17 protein-coding genes are annotated in these 19,095 nt (G+C 71.2%); 9 read left to right on the forward strand and 8 right to left on the reverse strand.

Annotated features, from left to right (window positions below; all coding sequences use genetic code 11):
* Positions 1–333: 333 nt before the first annotated feature.
* Entirely contained in the window at positions 334–690 is a 357-nt protein-coding gene (locus tag ACH34T_RS25545; protein WP_132181698.1) for an STAS domain-containing protein, read from the reverse strand.
* An 83-nt stretch (positions 691–773) separates the two neighbouring features.
* The gene (locus ACH34T_RS25550; RefSeq protein ID WP_396023449.1) at positions 774–1,391 is read right to left on the reverse strand and encodes an ATP-binding protein; all 618 of its coding nucleotides are present in this window, start codon (positions 1,389–1,391) and stop codon (positions 774–776) included.
* Between the two features lie 272 nt (positions 1,392–1,663).
* Here ACH34T_RS25550 and ACH34T_RS25555 point away from each other — a divergent pair, with 272 nt between their 5' ends.
* Positions 1,664–2,485, forward strand: a complete 822-nt coding sequence (locus ACH34T_RS25555) for a helix-turn-helix domain-containing protein (protein WP_396023518.1) — start codon at positions 1,664–1,666, stop codon at positions 2,483–2,485.
* Positions 2,485–2,736 (forward strand): DUF397 domain-containing protein, encoded by a 252-nt coding sequence (locus tag ACH34T_RS25560; RefSeq protein WP_396023450.1) that lies wholly within the window; start codon positions 2,485–2,487, stop codon positions 2,734–2,736. The genes ACH34T_RS25555 and ACH34T_RS25560 overlap by 1 nt, the downstream gene beginning before the upstream one ends.
* A gap of 247 nt (positions 2,737–2,983) precedes the next feature.
* Here the strand turns inward: ACH34T_RS25560 and ACH34T_RS25565 are convergent, their stop codons facing one another.
* A complete protein-coding gene (locus ACH34T_RS25565; protein ID WP_396023451.1) occupies positions 2,984–4,822 on the reverse strand; it encodes a serine/threonine protein kinase in 1,839 nt (612 codons plus the stop codon).
* Between the two features lie 154 nt (positions 4,823–4,976).
* Between ACH34T_RS25565 and ACH34T_RS25570 the strand changes: the two genes are divergently transcribed.
* Entirely contained in the window at positions 4,977–5,609 is a 633-nt protein-coding gene (locus ACH34T_RS25570; RefSeq protein ID WP_396023452.1) for a TetR/AcrR family transcriptional regulator, read from the forward strand.
* A gap of 149 nt (positions 5,610–5,758) precedes the next feature.
* Here the strand turns inward: ACH34T_RS25570 and ACH34T_RS25575 are convergent, their stop codons facing one another.
* Positions 5,759–5,941, reverse strand: a complete 183-nt coding sequence (locus tag ACH34T_RS25575; RefSeq protein ID WP_396023453.1) for a hypothetical protein — start codon at positions 5,939–5,941, stop codon at positions 5,759–5,761.
* Between the two features lie 326 nt (positions 5,942–6,267).
* On the opposite strand from ACH34T_RS25575, the gene ACH34T_RS25580 reads away from it, so the two are divergent.
* Entirely contained in the window at positions 6,268–6,840 is a 573-nt protein-coding gene (locus ACH34T_RS25580) for a hypothetical protein (protein ID WP_396023454.1), read from the forward strand.
* Positions 6,841–6,892: 52 nt separating this feature from the next.
* Here the strand turns inward: ACH34T_RS25580 and ACH34T_RS25585 are convergent, their stop codons facing one another.
* From ACH34T_RS25585 to ACH34T_RS25595, 3 genes are read right to left on the reverse strand one after another with little or no spacing between them, the layout of a single operon-like run.
* Positions 6,893–7,783 carry a DUF6177 family protein gene (locus ACH34T_RS25585; RefSeq protein WP_396023455.1) on the reverse strand — a complete coding sequence of 297 codons (891 nt, stop codon included), beginning with the start codon at positions 7,781–7,783 and terminating at the stop codon, positions 6,893–6,895.
* Positions 7,780–8,040 carry a hypothetical protein gene (locus ACH34T_RS25590; protein ID WP_396023456.1) on the reverse strand — a complete coding sequence of 87 codons (261 nt, stop codon included), beginning with the start codon at positions 8,038–8,040 and terminating at the stop codon, positions 7,780–7,782. Before ACH34T_RS25590 ends, ACH34T_RS25585 begins: the two co-directional genes overlap by 4 nt.
* Positions 8,037–8,759 (reverse strand): MinD/ParA family protein, encoded by a 723-nt coding sequence (locus tag ACH34T_RS25595; protein WP_396023457.1) that lies wholly within the window; start codon positions 8,757–8,759, stop codon positions 8,037–8,039. The genes ACH34T_RS25590 and ACH34T_RS25595 overlap by 4 nt, the downstream gene beginning before the upstream one ends.
* A gap of 143 nt (positions 8,760–8,902) precedes the next feature.
* Between ACH34T_RS25595 and ACH34T_RS25600 the strand changes: the two genes are divergently transcribed.
* Positions 8,903–9,190: a hypothetical protein gene (locus ACH34T_RS25600; RefSeq protein ID WP_396023458.1), complete on the forward strand. Its 288-nt coding sequence runs from the start codon at positions 8,903–8,905 to the stop codon at positions 9,188–9,190.
* Between the two features lie 383 nt (positions 9,191–9,573).
* Positions 9,574–12,945 (forward strand): pyruvate carboxylase, encoded by a 3,372-nt coding sequence (locus ACH34T_RS25605; protein ID WP_396023459.1) that lies wholly within the window; start codon positions 9,574–9,576, stop codon positions 12,943–12,945.
* 2 nt (positions 12,946–12,947) lie between these two features.
* On the opposite strand, the gene ACH34T_RS25610 is transcribed toward ACH34T_RS25605, so the two are convergent.
* A complete protein-coding gene (locus ACH34T_RS25610; RefSeq protein WP_396023460.1) occupies positions 12,948–13,601 on the reverse strand; it encodes a TetR/AcrR family transcriptional regulator in 654 nt (217 codons plus the stop codon).
* A gap of 96 nt (positions 13,602–13,697) precedes the next feature.
* Between ACH34T_RS25610 and ACH34T_RS25615 the strand changes: the two genes are divergently transcribed.
* The 3 genes from ACH34T_RS25615 (at position 13,698) to ACH34T_RS25625 (ending at position 18,983) form a co-directional block, all read left to right on the forward strand.
* Positions 13,698–14,708 (forward strand): RNA polymerase sigma factor, encoded by a 1,011-nt coding sequence (locus tag ACH34T_RS25615; protein WP_396023461.1) that lies wholly within the window; start codon positions 13,698–13,700, stop codon positions 14,706–14,708.
* A gap of 256 nt (positions 14,709–14,964) precedes the next feature.
* Positions 14,965–16,305 (forward strand): serine hydrolase domain-containing protein, encoded by a 1,341-nt coding sequence (locus ACH34T_RS25620; RefSeq protein WP_396023462.1) that lies wholly within the window; start codon positions 14,965–14,967, stop codon positions 16,303–16,305.
* A gap of 110 nt (positions 16,306–16,415) precedes the next feature.
* Positions 16,416–18,983 (forward strand): DUF6493 family protein, encoded by a 2,568-nt coding sequence (locus ACH34T_RS25625; RefSeq protein WP_396023463.1) that lies wholly within the window; start codon positions 16,416–16,418, stop codon positions 18,981–18,983.
* The last annotated feature ends 112 nt before the right edge of the window (positions 18,984–19,095 follow it).

The following is a 19,095-nucleotide window of genomic DNA, read 5'->3' on the forward strand; positions in this document are numbered from 1 at the left end:
CTCCCGTCCGTTCGATGGGTCGGCTGGCGGACAGCACCGCGCGCGTCGGAGGGACGTGCCCAGGCGGCGGGCTTGATCTCGGTCTTCACCGTACCGGGTACTCGTGACCGCGGGAGCGTCCGCTCGAACTGTGGATAACCGGGGTGAACAAAGCCATCCAAGAACTGGCAAATGCGGACAAGACCTGGGCCGGAAGGAGCGGCGCGGCCGGGGGAGCAGGCGGCCGCAGGACCCGGCGGCTGGGGCGGGCGGTCCGGTATGGACGGCTCGGGAGCCGAGGCGGGGTTGGGGAGCAAACGCAGGGGAGGCGGGTCAGAAACGCGGGGTGGCAGGTCAGGAGGAGGAGGCGGACTCGTGCGCCGCTATCGCGTCCTCCAGAGAGCGGTGCAGGACGAAGATCTTGGTGAGCTGGGTGACGTGGAAGACGCGGCGTACCCGGTCGTTGACGCCCATGAACGACATCGAGCCGTCGCGCGCGCGGAGCCGGTGGTAGATGCCGACCAGCACGCCGAGGCCCGTGGAGTCCAGGAAGGTGACCTCGCCGAGGTCGATGACCAGATGCGCGCCGCCGTTGTCGATGATGCCGAGCAGGGCTTCCCGCAGCCGGGGGCTGGTGAAGACGTCGATCTCACCGCTGATCTTCACGACCGTGAGGCCCTTTTCGACGCGGTGCTCGACGGCGAAGTCCACTGGTGCTCCTCTCTGCCGATCGGCTCCTCGTGGACCGAGTAGGGAACTCTTTGTTACCCCTGTGGCGCGCCGCTACGCGCGGCTCAGGAGGCACGGAACAGTGCCCACACCACCTTTCCCTGGGGCAGGGTGCGCCAGCCCCACCGGGCGCTGAAGGACTCCACCAGGTGCAGGCCGCGTCCGGTCTCGGCGATGTAGTCGGGCTCCCGGCGGCGCGGCGCGGCGTCGCTCGCGTCCATGATTCCGCAGAGCAGCCATGGCGGCTCGTGGCTGAGCCGCAGCCTGATCGCCGGCGGCGCGGAGCCCAGCGGGTCGGCCGGGTCGTCGTACACGCCCTCGCGGTGCACGTCGTCGCCCGGCCGACCGCAGGACGTCCCCCCGCTGTGCCGCAAAGCGTTCGTGACTAGTTCCGAGACGACGAGCCCCACGTCGTCGGCCAGTTCGGGCACGTCCCATTCGACGAGCCTAGACACGGCGAAATGCCGGGCCGCCGTGACCGATTCCGGATCGGGCTCGACGGTGAACGAGACCGTGGAGTCCTTCAGCTGGGTCAGGGCCGTGACGGCCGTGTCCAGTCCGGGGGGCAGGTCGGACGACTCCGGGACGGGAGCCGACGGCGCGGCATGGTCGTGCGGCTCGGCCCGCCCGATGACCGGGCCGAGCTCCCACCGCGTGTCGTCGTGCGCGTGGCGTGACGTCATTCCAACCGGACCCCGCAAAATGATCTTGTTGTGCAGCCGTGGCTTGGAAGTCTCGTGCGTTATCCTGCGCATCGTAGCGTGCGAATGCAAGGCCCAATGCACGTGCATCTGCGTTGTGAGGGTGTGGGGCGACGCGGACCGCACGCAAGTGATCGGAGGTAACCGCAGGACACAGAGGCCAGTGGCACACTAGGTTCGCTGTCCGCCGAATAGCCGGGAGGTTGGGCGTGACTCCAGAGACGCCGGGAAGCGGGTCGACGGTTCGCCGCATCCTGCTCGGGTCGCAGCTTCGCCGTCTCCGTGAGGAGAAGGGCGTGACCCGTCAGGACGCCGGCTACGTCATCCGTGCGTCGGAGTCGAAGATCAGCCGCCTTGAGCTCGGACGGGTCAGCTTCAAAGAACGTGATGTGGACGACCTCCTCTCGCTGTACGGCGTTAGCGACAAGACCGAGCGCGAGGCGCTGCTGCAGCTGGCACGGGAGGCCAACACTCCCGGTTGGTGGCACCGGTACAACGACGTGTTGCCCGGCTGGTTCCAGACCTATGTCGGCCTGGAAGAGTCGGCGGCGTTGATCCGCACGTATGAACTGCAGTTCGTCCCGGGACTGCTGCAGTCGGAGGGGTATGCGCGTGCGGTGATCCGCCTCGGCAACGCCGGAGCCGCCGAACAAGAGATCGACCAGCGCGTGGAACTGCGCATGCGACGGCAGGAACGCCTGACGGGCCCGGAAGCTCCGCGCCTGTGGGCGGTGGTGGACGAGGGGGCGCTGAAGCGTCCCATCGGCGGCCCGGAGGTGATGCGCGGCCAGTTCGAACACCTCATCGAGATGTCGAAGCTGCCCAACGTCACCATCCAGATCATGCCGTTCAGGTTCGGTGGCCACGCCGCCGAGGGAGGCGCGTTCACGATCCTGCGCTTTCCCGAGCAGGACCTGCCGGACGTGGTTTACGTCGAGAACCTCACCGGCGCGATGTACCTGGACAGGCGCGACGACGTCGACACCTATCTGCAGGCGATGGAACGCCTGTGCGTCGACAGTGCGACCCCGGAACGCACCGTCGAGCTTCTCGGTGATTTTCTCAGAGAGACATGATGCTCCAAACCGATTACGACAACGGGATGCCGGCCGCGGACCTGCAAGGGGCCCGCTGGTTGAAGTCCCGGAGAAGCAACTCCCAGGGGAACTGCGTCGAGATCGCCGAGCTGCCCGGCGGGCAGGTGGCGATGCGCAACTCTCGTCATCCCGAGGGCCCGGCCCTCATCTACACCCGCCCCGAGATCGAAGCGCTCATCCTTGGTGCAAAGGACGGCGACTTCGACCATCTCATCGCCTCCCATAATTGAAACGTCCCGTAACTGAAACGTCAGAAACCGCCGAACGGCCTCCGTCCTGCCACGCTACAGGTGGACAGTTCCCACCTAGGGCGAGCGTCTTAGCGGTCAGTTGAAACGCGACGGGTCGGCTCCGGGGAACCGAAGGTCGACCCGTCCGTCCGCCAACAGAGCAGAGGCCACCCGGCCAGAGCAGAGGCCACCCGGTGCGAGGGTGGCCTTTCCTTTTGGCGCGTCCCTTTGGCGTGGCCGCGCTGAATCAGCCGCAGTTGCCGTAGGAGGACGTACGGCCGTTGCCGCCGAAGCGGACGCAGGCACCGGGCGCCTTCACGTACACCGGCCCCGCGTACCAGGCGAACGACCCGCTGTCGGAGATCGTGCTGCCGCCCTGTTTCTGGATCCAGGTCGACACCGGGGATTTCGTCCCGACATTCCGGGTCTTCATCGTGACGGCGCAGTTGTAGGTGGAGCTGTTGTACAGCAGGTAGGCGGTGCCACCGGAAACGCTCATGGTGCGTTGCACGTAGTAGCCGCCCCCATGGCCGCCGCTGTTGCACACCTGCTGCGGGGTGTACTTGTTAGGCGGCTCCTTGGGCGGTGTTCCTCCACCGCCGCCGCCCTTCGACGGCGTGGAGCCCCCGTCCGGTGGAGTGCCCGGCTTCTGGGACGAGTTCGGATCCGCGGGATTCCGGTTGCCGTTCGGCTGCCCTGGCTTCGTGTTCGCCGGGTTCTGGGCGTCACCGCCGGGGCCGGTCGAAGCGCCGGGACCGCTCTGCGCGCCCCGGTCGTCATTGGACGCGGCCACCTGCTGGTCATTTCCCTTGCTGTCGCCCTGGTTCGTCGCGGCCCACACGGCGCCGCCCGCGATGACGGCGGCCACCGCGGCGGCCGCGGCGATGGGGAGGAGACGGCCGCGCTTCTTGCCGCCCGGCCCGTGGACGTGAGACGGCCCAGGAGGGACTGGTGGCGGCATGCCGGGCGCACCCTGGGGGTGCCCGATGGGCGGCGGCTGGTCGCCGAAGGGAGGGGGCTGCGGGGCCGTCCTGTGCTTGGGCGTGGACGGGTCCGTGACGTGGTCGGGCGGGAGGACCGCTCCGGCCATGGCGTGCGGGGCGGCGTGCGGATCCGTCGAACCCGGCGCGCCTGGCGCCGCGCCCAGGGGCGTGCCGGGTGGCGTGTGCTGGGCCGCCGGTGGGTCGGCCGGGAGCCCGGGGAACGCGGGCAGCGGCTGGACGGGCGACGCGCCCGGCGACGTTCCGGCGCCCGCGCCCACCAGGCGTTCCTGGGCCTCGCGGGCGGTCGGACGGTGCGCGGGCTCCTTGGCCAGGCAGGCCGAGACCAGGGCGCGCATCGGGCCGGCCAGGTCGCCGAGTTCCGGCTCGCCGGTCAGGATCCGGTGCATGACCGTGGCCATCTCGTCGTTGCCGAACGCGGGACGTCCCGTGGCGGCGAACACCATGGTCGTGCCCCAGGCGAACATGTCGGACGCCGTGCTGACCTCACCGCCGGTGAAATGCTCGGGCGCCATGTAGGCGGGCGTGCCGACGTTCTGCGTCTCACCGGCGGCGCCCAGCGCGCGCGCCACGCCGAAGTCGATGACGCGCGGGCCGTCCGGGCCCATCACCACGTTGTGCGGTTTGAAGTCGCGGTGGACGATCCCGGCCTGATGGATGGCCGTGAGCGCGGTGAGTGTGCTGACGGCGAGCCGTTCCAGGGCACCGCCGGTGCGAGGCCCTTCCGTGCGCACCACATGGTGCAAGGTCGCGCCGGGGACGTATTCGCTGACGATGTAGGGCTGGTCGCCCGCCACGTCGGCGTCGAGGACCTGGGCGGTGCAGAACCGCGCCACGCGCTTGGCGACCTCCAGCTCGCGGACGAAGCGCGCGCGGGCGGAGTCGTCCCCGGCGAGCCCGCCGTGCAGCAGCTTGATCGCGACGTGGTCCGTGGCGGGAAGGGACTCGCTCACACCGGCCGGACGGCCCAGGAAGACCGACCCCTGACCGCCCTCTCCCAGGCGGCCCAGGATCTCGTACCCGCCCAGCTCGGTCGGGTCGCCCGACCGCAGTGGAAGGGCGTCCGGCATCGTCCTGTCCGTCACACCACTCGCTCCCCGTCGCTTCCGGTTCGTCGACAAGACCGTGCACCAGCCTATGGGCAGATGATGGTAGGCGCTCCGCAAAGTAGTTGATCTAGTGCGGTGGCATCACGAAGCTAAGTGGACTACAGTCCGAATGATGTGGGAGGAGACGGCGATGGACCGTGGTCCGGCTGGTGGGAGGCGCGTCGACCTGGAGTTGATGCGGACGCCGCCGCCCAAGGAGCGGGCGGACGCCGCGCGCAACCGCGCCAAGGTGCTCGAAGCCGCCGCCGCCCTGTTCGCCCGGCACGGCGTCGAGTCGGTCTCGATGGACGCGGTCGCGACCGCGGCGGGCGTCGGCAAGGGAACCCTCTTCCGCCGGTTCGGCGACAAGGCGGGCCTGGCCGTGGCCCTCCTCGACGAACGCGAACGTGACTTGCAGAACGCGATCCTGTCCGGCCCGGCGCCGCTCGGCCCGGGGGGTGGGGACGCGGCCGTCCGGGCGTCCGAACGTCTGCACGCCTTCGCCGACGCGTACCTGGACTACGTGCTGGATCATCTGTCCCTGGTCCGCATGTCGGAAACGGCTTCGCCGGGCGCGCGGTACCGCATCGGCGCCTATGGCTTCTGGCACCGGCACCTGACGATCCTGCTCGACCAGACCGTGCCCGACGCGGAGGCCACGGCGCACGGGCTGCTGGCCGTTCTCGGCGCGGAACATCTCACGGCGATGGTCGAGAGCCTGGGACGGGAACGCGCGCGCGCCGCCGTACACACCCTCTTCGACGTGGCGGGTGGGGTCGTGTAGAGGCGCATCGGGACGTCTGGAAACGCTGAGGCCCCCGTTGCGGGTGCAACGGGGGCCGGGCTGCGGGGTCTGCTGCCTCTGTCGGATACGTAGCGGACCGGCGGGGTCAGGCGGGGGTGGGCTGGGAGTGGGTGCAGTTGGGGCGGGAGTCAGGCCGGGTCGGGGGAGCGGCGCTTCGCGCCGCGCTCCGCCCGGCCGTTCTCGTTGCCCGGTGGACCCTCCGGAGCGTGATTGCGTTCCAGTCGCGCGGCGACCACGAGGGCGCGCAGCGACGTGGTCTTCACGTGTTCGCGCTGCGAGTTGCTGCGGGTCCTGGGGATGCTGCTCGGCACGGTTCACCTCCATGGGGCGTGGACATGGGTGCTACCCGGCTCGCGGGTTTTCGCACAGTAGTTGCAACCGCAAGATCTTTATCGCTATTCCGAGTGATCGTTCCGTTTATGGGCCGTCCGGTTCCGGCCGCCTGCCGGTGCTCGCTAGCCTGACGGGCGGCGAGGGCCACGGGTACGAGATCGCCAAGCAGCTCGCCGGCGAGGGGCTCGGGCCGCCGCTACTACCACCTGACCGAGAAGGGCCGCGCGACGCTCGCCGAGCAGAGCGGACTATGGCCTGAGTTCGACGAATCAGTGCGCAACACGCTCGCCCGAGGAGCTCCCGGATGACGACCGCCTACTTCGACGAATTGGCAGGACGGCTGCGCGACAGCGGGGTCCCGGAGGAGGAGGTCGCGGGGACGGTCGACGACCTCGCCGCCTACATCGCCGAGTCCGGGGCGGACCCGGACGACGAGTTCGGTACGCCGGAGGAGTTCGCCGCCCGGCTCGTCCCGTCCGAGGGCGGGCGGCCCCCGGAGCCGTCGGACGAGACCTGGCGCCGGACGGCCGACGCCTTCCAGGACCGGCGGATGCTCAACCGCTACGGCGACGAGGGCTGGGAGGCCGAACGGGTCGATTCGGTGGGCCGCGACGAGTACTTCAAGCGTCCGAAGGCCGCGAGTCACGGCCCGGACGCGGACCTGCGCATCCCGCCCAAGCGCTTCTTCTGGAGCAGACGCTTCTACGTCTTCATCTCCTGCTACTTCGGCTTCTGGACCGCCGTCTGCGTCGCCTGGGTCGCGTTCGCGCCCGCGGAGTCGCGCTCACGTTTCCTCATCGGCTCCCTGGTGGGCTTGGTCGTGGCCGCCCTCGCCGCGGGCGTCAGCATCTGGCAAGGCGGCCGCCGCAGTCGATGACGGGCCGGCATCCGAAGGCCCGCGCGGTCACGCTAACCGGGGACGGCCGCGTTCACCCGGGACGGCCGTTTTGCTGGGAGCGCAGGTGGGTGAGGAGGTCTTGGTGGCGTTGCCAGTATTCGGGGGAGCGGCCGTCGCCCAGCGGAAACCACGTCAGGGGGCCTAGGCGCTGCCTGGTGAAGCCAGGGGCGCCGGTGAACGCGCCCTGGATGGCGAGTCCGATAGGGGCGGCGGCGCCGGTCCAGCGGGGCTCGGTGGTGAGATCGGCCCGTCCAGGGTTGAGCTGTGCGAAGAACGACGCGATCGGGTTCGCAGTGGCGAGTTCGCTGATCAGGGACGGCAGATCCGCGATCGGCGGCTCGGCAGTGGGGGCGTAGCCGACGGTGGCGGTCGTCAGTTCCGCGCCGCCGGAGAAATCCACGGTGGCCATGGCGGACACGCCTACGGCGATGACGCGGACGTCCTGCCTGGGCAATTCCGAGGGATTCCAGGGGTGTTCCAAGGGTTCGGTGGTGCCCCAGCCGATCGGGGGCTGCCCCGTTAAGAGGCGCATCAGGTGTTCGACCCGCGCGCCACGGTTCTCGGTGGCGGCGGCCTGGAACGTCAGGACGAGTTGGCTGCCGACAGGTGCGGACGTGGCTGACCTGTAGGCGGGGGCGTAGTCGCGGGCGTTGGCGTCCGGGGCGAACGCGGTGCCGTCCCAACGCATCGGGCGCCCGGTGAGGCCCTCGTAGTAGCCGTCGGAATGGACGACCCACTGCGCCCTGGACGACCGCAAAGGCAGGGTTATGCGGCTGTTCGGAGACGTGACGACCTGCAGGGCGCGGCCAGTGCTCTCGCATTCGCGGAGGGCGTTCGCGAGGGCCGGGCTCAACGGGACGATGGGGCGGTCTTGGAGGAAGACCATCGCGGTGGGTGTGAGGACGTCCGCTCCGCCGCTCACGGCCATATCGTGCCTCCGAGCCTTTCGGCGCAGTCGCGTGCGAGCTGTTCCGCTTCCGGTGAGTCCGCGGCGGTGTGGAGCTCGGTCCACCAGACCGGGGTGGGCGACGGCGTCCCGAGGAGCCGTTCCACCTCGCCCGGCACGGGCACGAGGACCGGCTCCTGGATGCGTACGAGGAGACGGCCCTGCGGGTCGAAGAGATACCTCTCGCCCACCTCCGGCCGGTGCGGCGACAGCACGATCAGTTCGCGGCTCATGGGACGTCCAAGGAACGGGCGAAGGCGGCCACGGCGATGCGTGTCGCGGCCGTGCGGGCGGGTGGGCGGAGGCGCTCGGGATTGATAGCGACGCCGGTCGCCAGGCGGCGGTCGAACGGAACGTACGTCACGGGAAGTCCGTCGGCGCCGAGGATCTGGCTGGCTCGTTCAAGGTCGGTGTCCGGCTTCGGAGTGTGCGCGACCAGGGCGATGACCGTCCGGCGCAGGAGCGGGCCATAGCCGTTGACGGCGAGCCAGTCGAGGGCGGCGCGCGCGCTGACCACGCCGTCGGCGGTGCAGGGAGTGACGAAGACCTGCGCATGGGCGGTGGCGAGGATGCCGCGCTGGAGCTCTGCGCTGAGCCCTGCTCCACAGTCGATGACCGCCGTGGAGAAGTAGCGGTGCAGGGGGCCTGTTCCGCGCTGGAAGTGTTCGTAGGTCAGCTCGTCGACCACGGTTCCGCGAGGCACTGCGGGAAGGACGAACAGGCCGTCATGGGTACATTCCAGATGCGTGGCCGTCTCTTCCCAGGTGCGCGGGGCGCTTGCGGCCAGGTGGCGGAGGGAACTGGACGCCGTCACTCCCAGGCGGAGCGCCAGCGAACCCAGCCCCGGATCGGCGTCGATCGCGATGACCTGGTCGCCGCGCTGGTGACGGATGACGCCGGCGATGAGCGCGGCGAGGGTCGATTTTCCGGCGCCGCCTCTGATGCTCGTCACGCAGATCCGGCGGCAGGACGGGACGGGAGCGCCGATCCGGGCCGCGAGGTCGTCCGGGGCCTGCCGGACGGGGGAGCCGCCTACCGCCGCCGCGGTGCGGCGGGGCTGCGGCGGAGTCGGGGCCGAAGGCGGCGCAACGGCCGATGGCGGCGCAACGGCCGATGGCGGCGCAACAGCCGACGACGGCGCAGCAGGCGACGACGGCGCAGCAGGCGACGACGGCGCGATTCTTGGCGGTGCGGCGGCGCGCGCGTCCGCGAAAGAACCTCGCACTGGGGCGGGCCGTGGCACAGACGGTGGCGGCGCGGCTGGTGGTGGCGCTGGTGGCGCCATGGGTGGCGCAGCGGTGTGTTGGGGCGCGGTTGGTTGCGGTGCAGGGGTGGGCGGTGGCGGCGCGGTGGGTGGTGAGGGGTGGGGTGGTGTCGGGATGAATTGTGCGGACGTCTCGCGAACGGCGGGGGAGGCGGGCCGTGGACGGTCGGTCGGCGGGGCCAGGCCGGTGTTCAGGGCGCCGAGTTCGCGCAGCACGGTGTGCTGCCAGTCTCGATCGGACACCGAACCCCTTCCAGCGGCGCGCGAACCGGTGGCCGTGACGAGTCTAGGACCGTGCGGCTCGGAGATTCCGACCGATCGTGTGATAAGCGGTCAGTACGGGTGTGGACGCGATGGTGAACAATCGTGCATTTTCCCGCGAGCTGCGATCTCTCACTTTGTTCACAACGCTCGTCCGGGCCGGACGGCTGTCGCGGCCGTTCAACTGGGTAGGTATCCGACGATCCCCACGCCCCCGCGCCGCCGTCTCCTGGAGAACCACGTGATCACGAAGCTGCTCGTCGCCAACCGTGGCGAGATCGCCGTCCGCGCCCTCCGCGCGGCATACGAACTCGGCATCGCCAGCGTCGCCGTGTACGCGCACGAGGACCGGCTGTCCCTGCACCGGCAGAAGGCGGACGAGGCGTACGAGATCGGCGAGCACGGCCATCCCGTCCGCGCATATCTGGACGTGGACGGCATCGTCGAGACCGCGCTGCGGGTCGGCGCCGACGCCGTCTACCCCGGCTACGGGTTCCTGTCGGAGAGCCCAGAGCTGGCGGAGGCGTGCGAGCGCAACGGGATCAAGTTCGTCGGCCCGCCGTCGTCGGTGCTGAGCCTCGCGGGCAACAAGATCGAGGCGATCGCGGCGGCGCGGCGCGCGGGCCTGCCGGTGCTGCGTTCGGCGACGCCCGAGCCCGGACGGGAGCTGGCGGCCGCCGACGAGGTCGGGTTCCCGCTGTTCGTGAAGGCAGCGGCCGGTGGCGGCGGGCGCGGACTGCGGCGCGTCGACCACCGCGAGGACCTCGCGGCCGCCGTCGACACCGCGCGCCGCGAGGCGGAGAGCGCGTTCGGCGACCCGACCGTGTTCCTGGAGCAGGCGGTGGACCGGCCGCGCCACATCGAGGTGCAGATCCTCGCCGACGGTGCCGGGCACATCGTCCATCTGCGGGAACGCGACTGCTCGGTGCAGCGCCGCCACCAGAAGGTCGTGGAGATCGCGCCCGCGCCGAGGCTGGACCCGGACGTCGTGCGGCGGCTCTGCGAGGACGCGGTCCGGTTCGCCCGCGAGATCGGCTACGAGAACGCGGGAACGGTGGAGTTCCTCGTGGACGACCGCGGCGAGCACGTCTTCATCGAGATGAACCCCCGCATCCAGGTCGAGCACACGGTGACCGAAGAGGTCACCGGCATCGACCTGGTGCAGAGCCAGCTGCGCGTCGCGGGCGGCGAGACGCTCGCCGACCTCGGCATCGCGCAGGACGAGGTGACGGTGAGCGGTTTCGCCGTCCAGTGCCGCATCACCACGGAGGACCCCGCGAACGGCTTCCGTCCCGACACCGGCAAGATCTCGGCGTACCGGTCGCCGGGCGGCGCGGGCGTCCGCCTGGACACGGGCACGGCCTACGGCGGCGCGATCGTCTCCCCGTACTTCGACTCGCTGCTGGTCAAGCTGACCTGCCGCGGCAGGACGTTCGAGGAGGCGGTGCGGAGGGCGCGCCGGGCCGTCGCCGAGTTCCGCATCCGCGGCGTGGCGTCGAACATCCCGTTCCTGCAGGCGCTGCTGGACGAGCCGGACTTCCGCGCGGGCGGCGTCACGACGTCCTACATCGGCGACCATCCCGAACTGCTCACGGCCCGGTCGAGCGGTGACCGCGCGACGCGGCTCGTCCGGTATCTGGCGGACGTGACCGTCAACAAGCCGCACGGTGAGGCGCCCACCAATCTGGACCCGGCGACGAAGCTCCCGCCGCTCGCCATGGACGCCCCGTTCCCGAAAGGCTCACGGGACCGGCTCCTCACGCTCGGCGCACACGCGTTCGCCGAACAGCTCCGTTCCCAGAGCGCCTTGGCCGTCACCGACACGACCTTCCGGGACGCGCATCAGTCGCTCCTAGCCACCCGTGTGCGCACCTACGACCTGCTCTCAGCCGCGCCTTACCTCGCCCGTATGACTCCGCAGCTTCTCTCCATCGAGGCATGGGGCGGCGCAACATATGACGTCGCGCTCCGCTTCCTGGGCGAGTCGCCTTGGGACAGGCTGGCCGCGATCCGTGAGGCCGCTCCGAACCTCTGCATCCAGATGCTTCTGCGTGGCCGCAACACCGTCGGATACACCCCGTACCCAGACTCGGTCGCGCGCGCCTTCGTCAAGGAGGCGGCCAGTACGGGCGTCGACATCTTCCGCGTGTTCGACGCCTTGAATGACATAGAGCGCATGCGTCCCGCCATCGACGCCGTCCTGCAAACGCACGCGGTCGTCGAAGGAACCCTCTGCTACACGGGCGATCTGTCGTCCCCGGACGAGCGGCTCTACACCCTCGACTACTACCTGCGCCTCGCGGAGGAACTGGTCGACGCGGGCGTCCACATCCTGTGCATCAAGGACATGGCGGGCCTGCTCCGTGCGCCCGCCGCCCGTACGCTCGTCCGGGCACTGCGGGAGCGTTTCGACTTGCCCGTCCATCTGCACACCCACGACACGGCGGGCGGGCAGATCGGCACTTACATCGCGGCCATCGAAGCCGGTGTCGACGCCGTCGACGGGGCCGCCGCGCCGCTCTCGGGCACCACGAGCCAGCCGCCCCTCCAGGCGATCGTCGCCGCGACCGACTCCACCGACCACGCCACCGGCATCGACCTGGACGCGCTGACCGTCATGGAGCCGTACTGGGAGGCCGTCCGGAAGCTCTACGCGCCGTTCGAGATGGGCCTGCCGTCGCCGACCGGACGCGTCTACCAGCACGAGATCCCTGGCGGGCAGCTGTCCAACCTGCGCCAACAGGCGGTGGCGCTCGGTCTCGGCGACCGCTTCGAGGAGATCGAACGCCTGTACGCGGCGGCCGACGCCATCCTCGGACGGCTGGTGAAGGTCACCCCGTCCAGCAAGGTTGTCGGTGACCTGGCCCTGCACCTGGTCGCGGCCGGTGCCGACCCCGACGACTTCGCGGAGAACCCGGAGCGCTACGACATCCCCGACAGCGTCATCGGTTTCCTGAACGGCGAACTGGGCGACCCGCCCGGCGGCTGGCCCGAACCGTTCCGCACCAAGGCCCTCGCAGGACGCCAATACACGCCCGCCCGTGCCGAACTCGACGGCGCCGAAGAGAAGGCCCTGGACGGCCCTCAAGTACGCGACACGCTGGACCGTCTACTCTTCCCCGGCCCAGCGAAGGACTACCGCGAAGCCCGCGCCGCCTACGGAGACCTGTCCGTCCTGCCCACGGGCCCGTTCCTCTACGGGCTCCGCACCGGGCACGAGGTCGCGTTCGACCTCGAACCCGGTGTGCGCGTCCTCGCCAGCCTTGAGGCGGTCGGAGCCATCGACGAGGCGGGCGTCCGGCAGGTCATCTGCACGGTGAACGGCCAGCTCCGGACGCTCTCCGTCCGCGACAAGTCCGTCGCGTCGGACGCGCCGCCGGTCGAGCGGGCCGACCCGTCCGAGCCCGGCCACGTCGCGGCCCCGTTCGACGGCTCGGTGACCCTCCGCGTGTCCAAGGGCGACGAGGTCGCCGCCGGGGACGTGGTCGCCACCATCGAGGCGATGAAGATGGAGGCCGCCATCACCGCCCCCGTCGCGGGCGCCGTCGCCCGCCTGGCCGTCCCGGAGGCGACCCAGGTTCAGGCCGGCGATCTCCTACTCGTCATCACCTGAGCTCAGGAGGAGGTTCCCGAAGGGTCGTCTCCCTTCGGCAGCACGGCGTAGTCGCCCAGCGAGCGCTCCAGGAGGTCGAAGGCGAGGCGGGCGGACGCGGTGACGGCCGCGGCGATCTCGTCGTCGGGCTCTTCGTTCAGGGTGCGGCGGAGGGTCTCGTTGAACAGGACGCGGTGGACGGCCGCGAACTGCGCGGCGGCGAGGCGGGGGAGGGGGTCGTCCGGGCCCGCTCCGGTCTCCTCGGCGAGGACGGCGGCGAGGGCGTCCTCGCGTTCCTCGTGGAACTCGCGGAGCCGGGCCACGAGCGCGGGGCTCTCGGTGATCATGCGGGCGAAGCCGGGGCCGGAGAAGCCGATCACGGGGTCGTGCCGCTCGACGGCGTGGAGGAGGCCGCGGCGCAGCGCGCTGAGCGCCGACTCGCCCGGCGCGCGGTCGGCGGCCGTGCGGGCGAGCCGCTGGACGAAGGCCTCGTGCAGGTCGAGCGCGAGGTCCTCCTTGCGCGGGAAGTAGTTGGTGACCGTCATCTTGGCCACCTGCGCCGCCGCGGCGACGTCGGCGATCGTCACCCGGTCGAAGCCGTGCCGCAGGAAGAGGCGCGTCGCCTCGTGCGAGATGTTCTCCCTCGTCTGCTGCTTCTTCATCTCCCGGAGTCCCATGCCGCCATCATCTCATATGCGACCCAAGTTTGTCATTGACACATCTCTAGGTCCGTCCTAAGTTTATGTCGCAAGGCTATCGGGTACCGAGAACGGGTGACCCGTTCCCTCCCGGCTGGACGAACAAAGGACACCGCCCTGAACGCCACCGACGCGCGCCGCGCGGCCCCCCGTGGGATCCCGCGCGCGACCGTGAACCTCGTCGACCCGATGAAGGACTACCTTTCGCGCATCGGCCGCACCGCACTGCTCACCGCCGAGCAGGAGGTCGACCTGGCCAAACGCATCGAGGCCGGGCTGTTCGCCCGCGAACGCCTGGAGACCTGCGGCGACGACCTCAGCCTTCAGGACCGTGCCGATCTGGAGTGGATCGCCGTCGACGGGCGCCGCGCCAAGGAGCACATGGTGGAGGCGAACCTCCGCCTCGTGGTCTCGCTCGCCAAGCGCTACATGGGCCATGGGCTGCCGCTCAACGACCTCGTCCAGGAGGGCAATCTCGGGCTGATCCGCGCCGTCGAGAAGTTCGAGTACCGGCGCGGCCTGAAGTTCTCCACCTACGCCGTGTGGTGGATCAAGCAGGCGATCAGTCGCGCGCTCGCCGACCAGAGCCGGACGATCCGCATCCCCGTGCACGTGGTCGAGGTGCTCAACCGGATGACGCGCGTCCGGCGGCGGATGATGCAGGACCTCGGCCGGGAGCCGACGTCGCAGGAGCTGGCCGTCGAGCTGGACGTGACGCCGGAGAAGGTGGAGTGGCTGCGCAGGCAGGCCCGCGAGCCGCTGTCGCTGCACACCCCGCTCGGCGAGGACGGCGACGGCGAGCTCGGCGACGTCATCGAGGACCCGGACGGCGGCGACCCCGCCGACGTCGTCGCGTCCTCGATGCTGCGCGGACGCCTCGACGCCGTGCTGGAGACGCTGACCGAGCGGGAGGCGGGCGTGATCTCGATGCGGTTCGGGCTGTCCGGCGGCGAGCCCAAGACGCTCGAAGAGGTCGGCAAGGTCTACGGGGTGACGCGCGAGAGGATCCGGCAGATCGAGTCCAAGGGGATGCACAAGCTGCGCCACCCGTCGCGGCGCGAGACCCTCGCCGATCTGCTGAGCTGACCCGCTGCACTGACCCGCTGCACTGACCCGCTGCACTGACCCGCTGCACTGACCCGCTGCACTGACCCGCGCCCCCGGGAAGGTCCGAACCCGGGTTCCCGGACAGGCCCGAACCCGCGACCCGGACGGGCCCGAACCCACGGCCCGGGTGGGACACGCTGCGGGAGGAGGCGATTTCCTTCCGTAGTCGGATGACACTGTGGATGATCTTCATGGAGACTCTCTCTGGACGTTCCGGCGACTGGAGATGAGGGCGATGGCGAAGCGGTTCGGACGGCGGGGGCCGCTCACGGGCGCCGGCGCGGCATGGGCCGCCGCCACCGGCGCCGCGGTCGTGCTGACGGCGGCGGTGGCCGCGGTGGTCGCGTCCGCCGGGCCGGAACCCGTACCGGCCGCCACCACCGCGGCCGAGGCGCGTCCGTCGGCCGGGCCGTCCGATCCAGCGAAGCTGCGCGCCACGCTCGACGCCACGCACGAGGCCGGGATGTACGGGCTGTTCTCGTCGGTGCGAGACGGGCACAGCACGTGGAACGGCGCGTCCGGCGTCGCGGACGTCCGGACCCAGCGGCCCGTCACGCCGCACATGCGGCACCGGGTAGGGAGCATCACCAAGACGTTCGTCGCGACGGCGATCCTTCAACAGGTCGAGGCGGGACGCGTCGCGCTCGACGCACCGGTCGGCCAGTACCTGCCCGACGTGTTCCCCGGACGCCCGGGGAAGCAGGTCACCGTGCGGATGCTTCTCAACCACACCAGCGGCATCGGCGACTACGTCGCCCTTGCGTTCCCTTCGCTGACGGAAGTTTCTCCCAAGAGCCTGGACGAGAACCGCCTCCGGAAGCTCTCACCCGAGCAGCTCATCAAGTGGGGGATGCAGACACCGCGCGTAGGTGAGCCGGGGGAGCGCTGGTCCTACTCCAACACCAACTACGCCATCGCCGGACGGCTCCTGGAGAAAGTGACCGGGACGAAGGCGGAGAAGTACATCGCCCGGAACGTCATCGGCAAGGCGGGGTTGAAGCAGACGTACTTTCCGTCCGGTCCACGCATCGACGAGCCGCACTCGCGGATGTACGAGTCGCTCTACCAGCATGTGAAACCACCCCGCGACTACAGCACGTTCAACATGAGCTGGGCGTGGACGGCGGGCGCACTGGTCTCCACGATGGACGACCTCAACCTCTTCTACCGCAAGCTCTTCACCGGCGGACTCATCGGCAAGGGCGCGCTGGCGGAGATGCAACGCACCGTCCCCGTGAAGGACGAGGACGGCAACGTCCTGATGAACTACGGCCTCGGCCTCTACGCGAGCGACCTGCCCTGCGGGACGTTCTGGGGCCACGACGGCTCCGTCTTCGGGGCCGGAACCCAGTCGCTGTCGTCGGCGGCCGGGACGCGGCAGATCTCCTTCGCGCTGAACCTCTCGAAGTACCAGAAGCTCGACGCCAACGGTGTTCCCGTCCCGGACCCGATCGACAGCGCGCTCGGCGCGCACGTGGTGGAGGCGCTCTGCGGGAGCGGGCCGGGGACCCGGTCCACCGGGCCGGAACGTCCCGTCCGGCCGATGCCGCTGGAGTCGCTCCGCATTAACCGCTGAGCCGACACCCCACGCCGACGCCCGACGCCGATGGCGGCGGCGGGTGGCGGTGCCGACTCGGGGGTTGACGCGGCGCCAAACTGTCAGTGGGGGGCTCTAGCGTCCGGGGCATGCCGAGCGCAACGCAGTTACCAGACCTGGACGGCGCACGCGCGTGGGAGACGGTCGCGGCCCTCATCGACGAGCGGAAGCCGGAAGCCGTCGCCGACGCCGTCCGCGCCCTCGACACCGCGGGACGCCGCGCCGTCGCCAAGGCCCTGCCCGGCCACGTCAAGCAGGTGCGGGCGCGGCGCGAGCCCTGGGAGGGCATCGACGACTACGCGCCCGCCTTCCGCGCCGCGGGCGCGGGCACGCTGACCGGCGCGTCAGCGGTCGCGGTGTGGCTCAACCGGCGCGAGTTCAACTCCCGCTGGCTCGGCGACCACGACGACACCGATCTGCTGCTCGACCTCTGGGAAGACCGCGACGACGCGTGGCTCGCCGACCTGACGCGCCGCCTCACGCTCCGCCTGCGCGGCCCGCGGCACCTCGGGCTCGACCTCGTGCTGGCGCTGCTGGCCGAGACGGGCATCGAGCCGCCCCATCACGACCCTCTCGTCGTGGGCTGGGTGGCGTCCGCGCCGCCCCGCGCGCAAGACCCGCTGTTACCGTTCCTGCTGCCGCGCGTCTTCGAGGCGGACGGCGTCGGACGGCGGCTGCGCGACAGCTCGTCCTGGCCGCGGACCCTCGCCACGCTGGCCGAGCGGGGCGAGGTGGGGCGGCGGATGCTGCTGAGCGGCTGCGTCCGCCGGTTCCTGCGCGGCGGGACGGCGACCGACCTGCGGTTCTTCGTCCGGCTGCACGGCCTGCTCATGCCGGACGCCCCGGCCGCCAGGGAACGCGAGATCCGCGAACACGCGCTCGACTACGTGCGGCTGCTCCCCGCCGCGCCGGGCCCGGTCGCCGACCTCGCGCTGGGGCTGCTCCGGGAGGTTCCCGGCCTGCCGTCCCGGCAGGTGGTGGAGGCGCTGGACGGGGTGCTGTTCCGCCCCGAGTCCGGGCTGGTGAGGTCGGGGCTGTCGTGGCTGGAGCAGACCTTCCAGCGACGGCCGGCGCTGGCGGACGACTGCGCGGCGGCTCTCGTCCAGGCGTTCGCGCACGAGTCGTACGGCGTCCAGCAGCGCGCCGTCCGCGTCGCGCTCAAACTTCCCGCCGCGACCGACCCCGCGCCGATCGCCGGCGCCGTGCCGGTGCTCCCGCCGGACCTCGGCGCCGAGGTCGCCGCGCGGTTCGGCGGCGAGGTCGCCGTCCCCGAACCGGACACGGAACCGGCGCCGCCCCCGCTCGCCGCGCCTCCGCCCAGGGACCCGCTTCCCGCGCTTCCGCCACCGATCACCACCGCCGCCGAGCTGGCGGTCGCCGTCAACGACATCGGCTTCGACTGGGCCGGGACCGAACGGACGATGGCCGGGCTCGTCCGGCTCGCCCATGACGACCCGGACGCCGTCCGCGCCGCGCTCGCGCCCGTCCTTCATCCGAACTTCTTCCCGGGCCTGGAGTCGGGCGCGCCTTGGACGCACCCCCACGAATGGCTGGTGGCGTCCGGGCGCCTGCTGACCGGCACGGCGCCGGTGCCTCCCGACTGGCGCGGCAGGCTCCCGTCGTCCCGGGACTTCTCCGCCCCGCATCTGCTCTACCTGCACCGGTGTGCGGAGATCTGCGCCGCCGTCGAGCGGGGCGCGCCGCCGCCGCTCCTCCTCGCCACCCCGACCGAGCCGACCGGGCACCTCGCCCCGGTCACGCTCGTCGAACGCCTGGAAGCGCTCCAGATCGCGGGCGCCGAGACCGGTCCGGCCGACCTCCAGCAGGCGCTGCTGCGGTTGCCCCGCGACATCGCGCCCGAGGCGGTCCGGCGCGCGGCCGCGCTGACCTCGCCGGTCGGGCTGACCGCCGCGAACTGGCTGGCCGAGGGCGGGCTTCCCGTGCCGGAGGTGTCGATGCGGCCGCTTGAGGACGACCGTCCGGAGGCGGTGATCAGCGCGCCGCCGACCGGGCTGCCGCTGGTCGACGCGGTGTTCACGGCCCCGCCCAAGTACGTCTACGACGATCACGGGCTGTATCAGGCGACGTGGCCGCGGCTGCTGCCGTCCCATCCGGAGGTCGTCGCGGCGCACATGCTGCCGCATCTGCGGCATGGGAGGTTCTCGTTCAGCTACGGGACATCGGTCGGGGAGCTCGTCCGGCTCACGCCGGGGGACGGGCCGTTCGCCGAGGCCGTCGGGCACTTCCTCGCGCGTCAGCTCGTCCTGCGCCGCCACGACGAGGCCGACGCGGCGCTGCTCACCATGGCCGCCTGCGGCGACCTGCCCACCGCCGAGTTCGGACGCCACCTCGGACGGCTCGCGCTCGACGGCGACATCCAGCCGGTCAGGATCATCGAGGCCCTCGAACGGGCGGCGGACGCCGGCGCGTACGCCCCGGTCTGGGACACCGTCGCCGCCGCCCTGCCCGTCCTGTGCCCGGGGCCGGGAGAGCGTCCGGTGCACGGGCTGAACCGGCTGATCGCGCTCGGACTCAAGACCGCGCGCTGGTCGGGCGCACGCGGCCCCATCCCCGAGATCACCGAGCTCGCGGCCCGGAAGGGGTCGTCCGCCGTCGTCCGCGAGGCCCGCACCCTCGCCGCCCACCTGCGCCCGTAGCGCGCAGGCCCGTGGCGCGCAGGCCCGTGGCGCTCAGGTCCATGGTGCCGAGGCCGTGGCGGTCGGGGGCGGGGCGCGCAGGTCCGTGGCGCGCAGGTCCGTGGCGCCGAGG

The organism is Actinomadura sp. 9N215 (genome assembly GCF_044326345.1).
GTDB lineage: Bacteria > Actinomycetota > Actinomycetes > Streptosporangiales > Streptosporangiaceae > Spirillospora.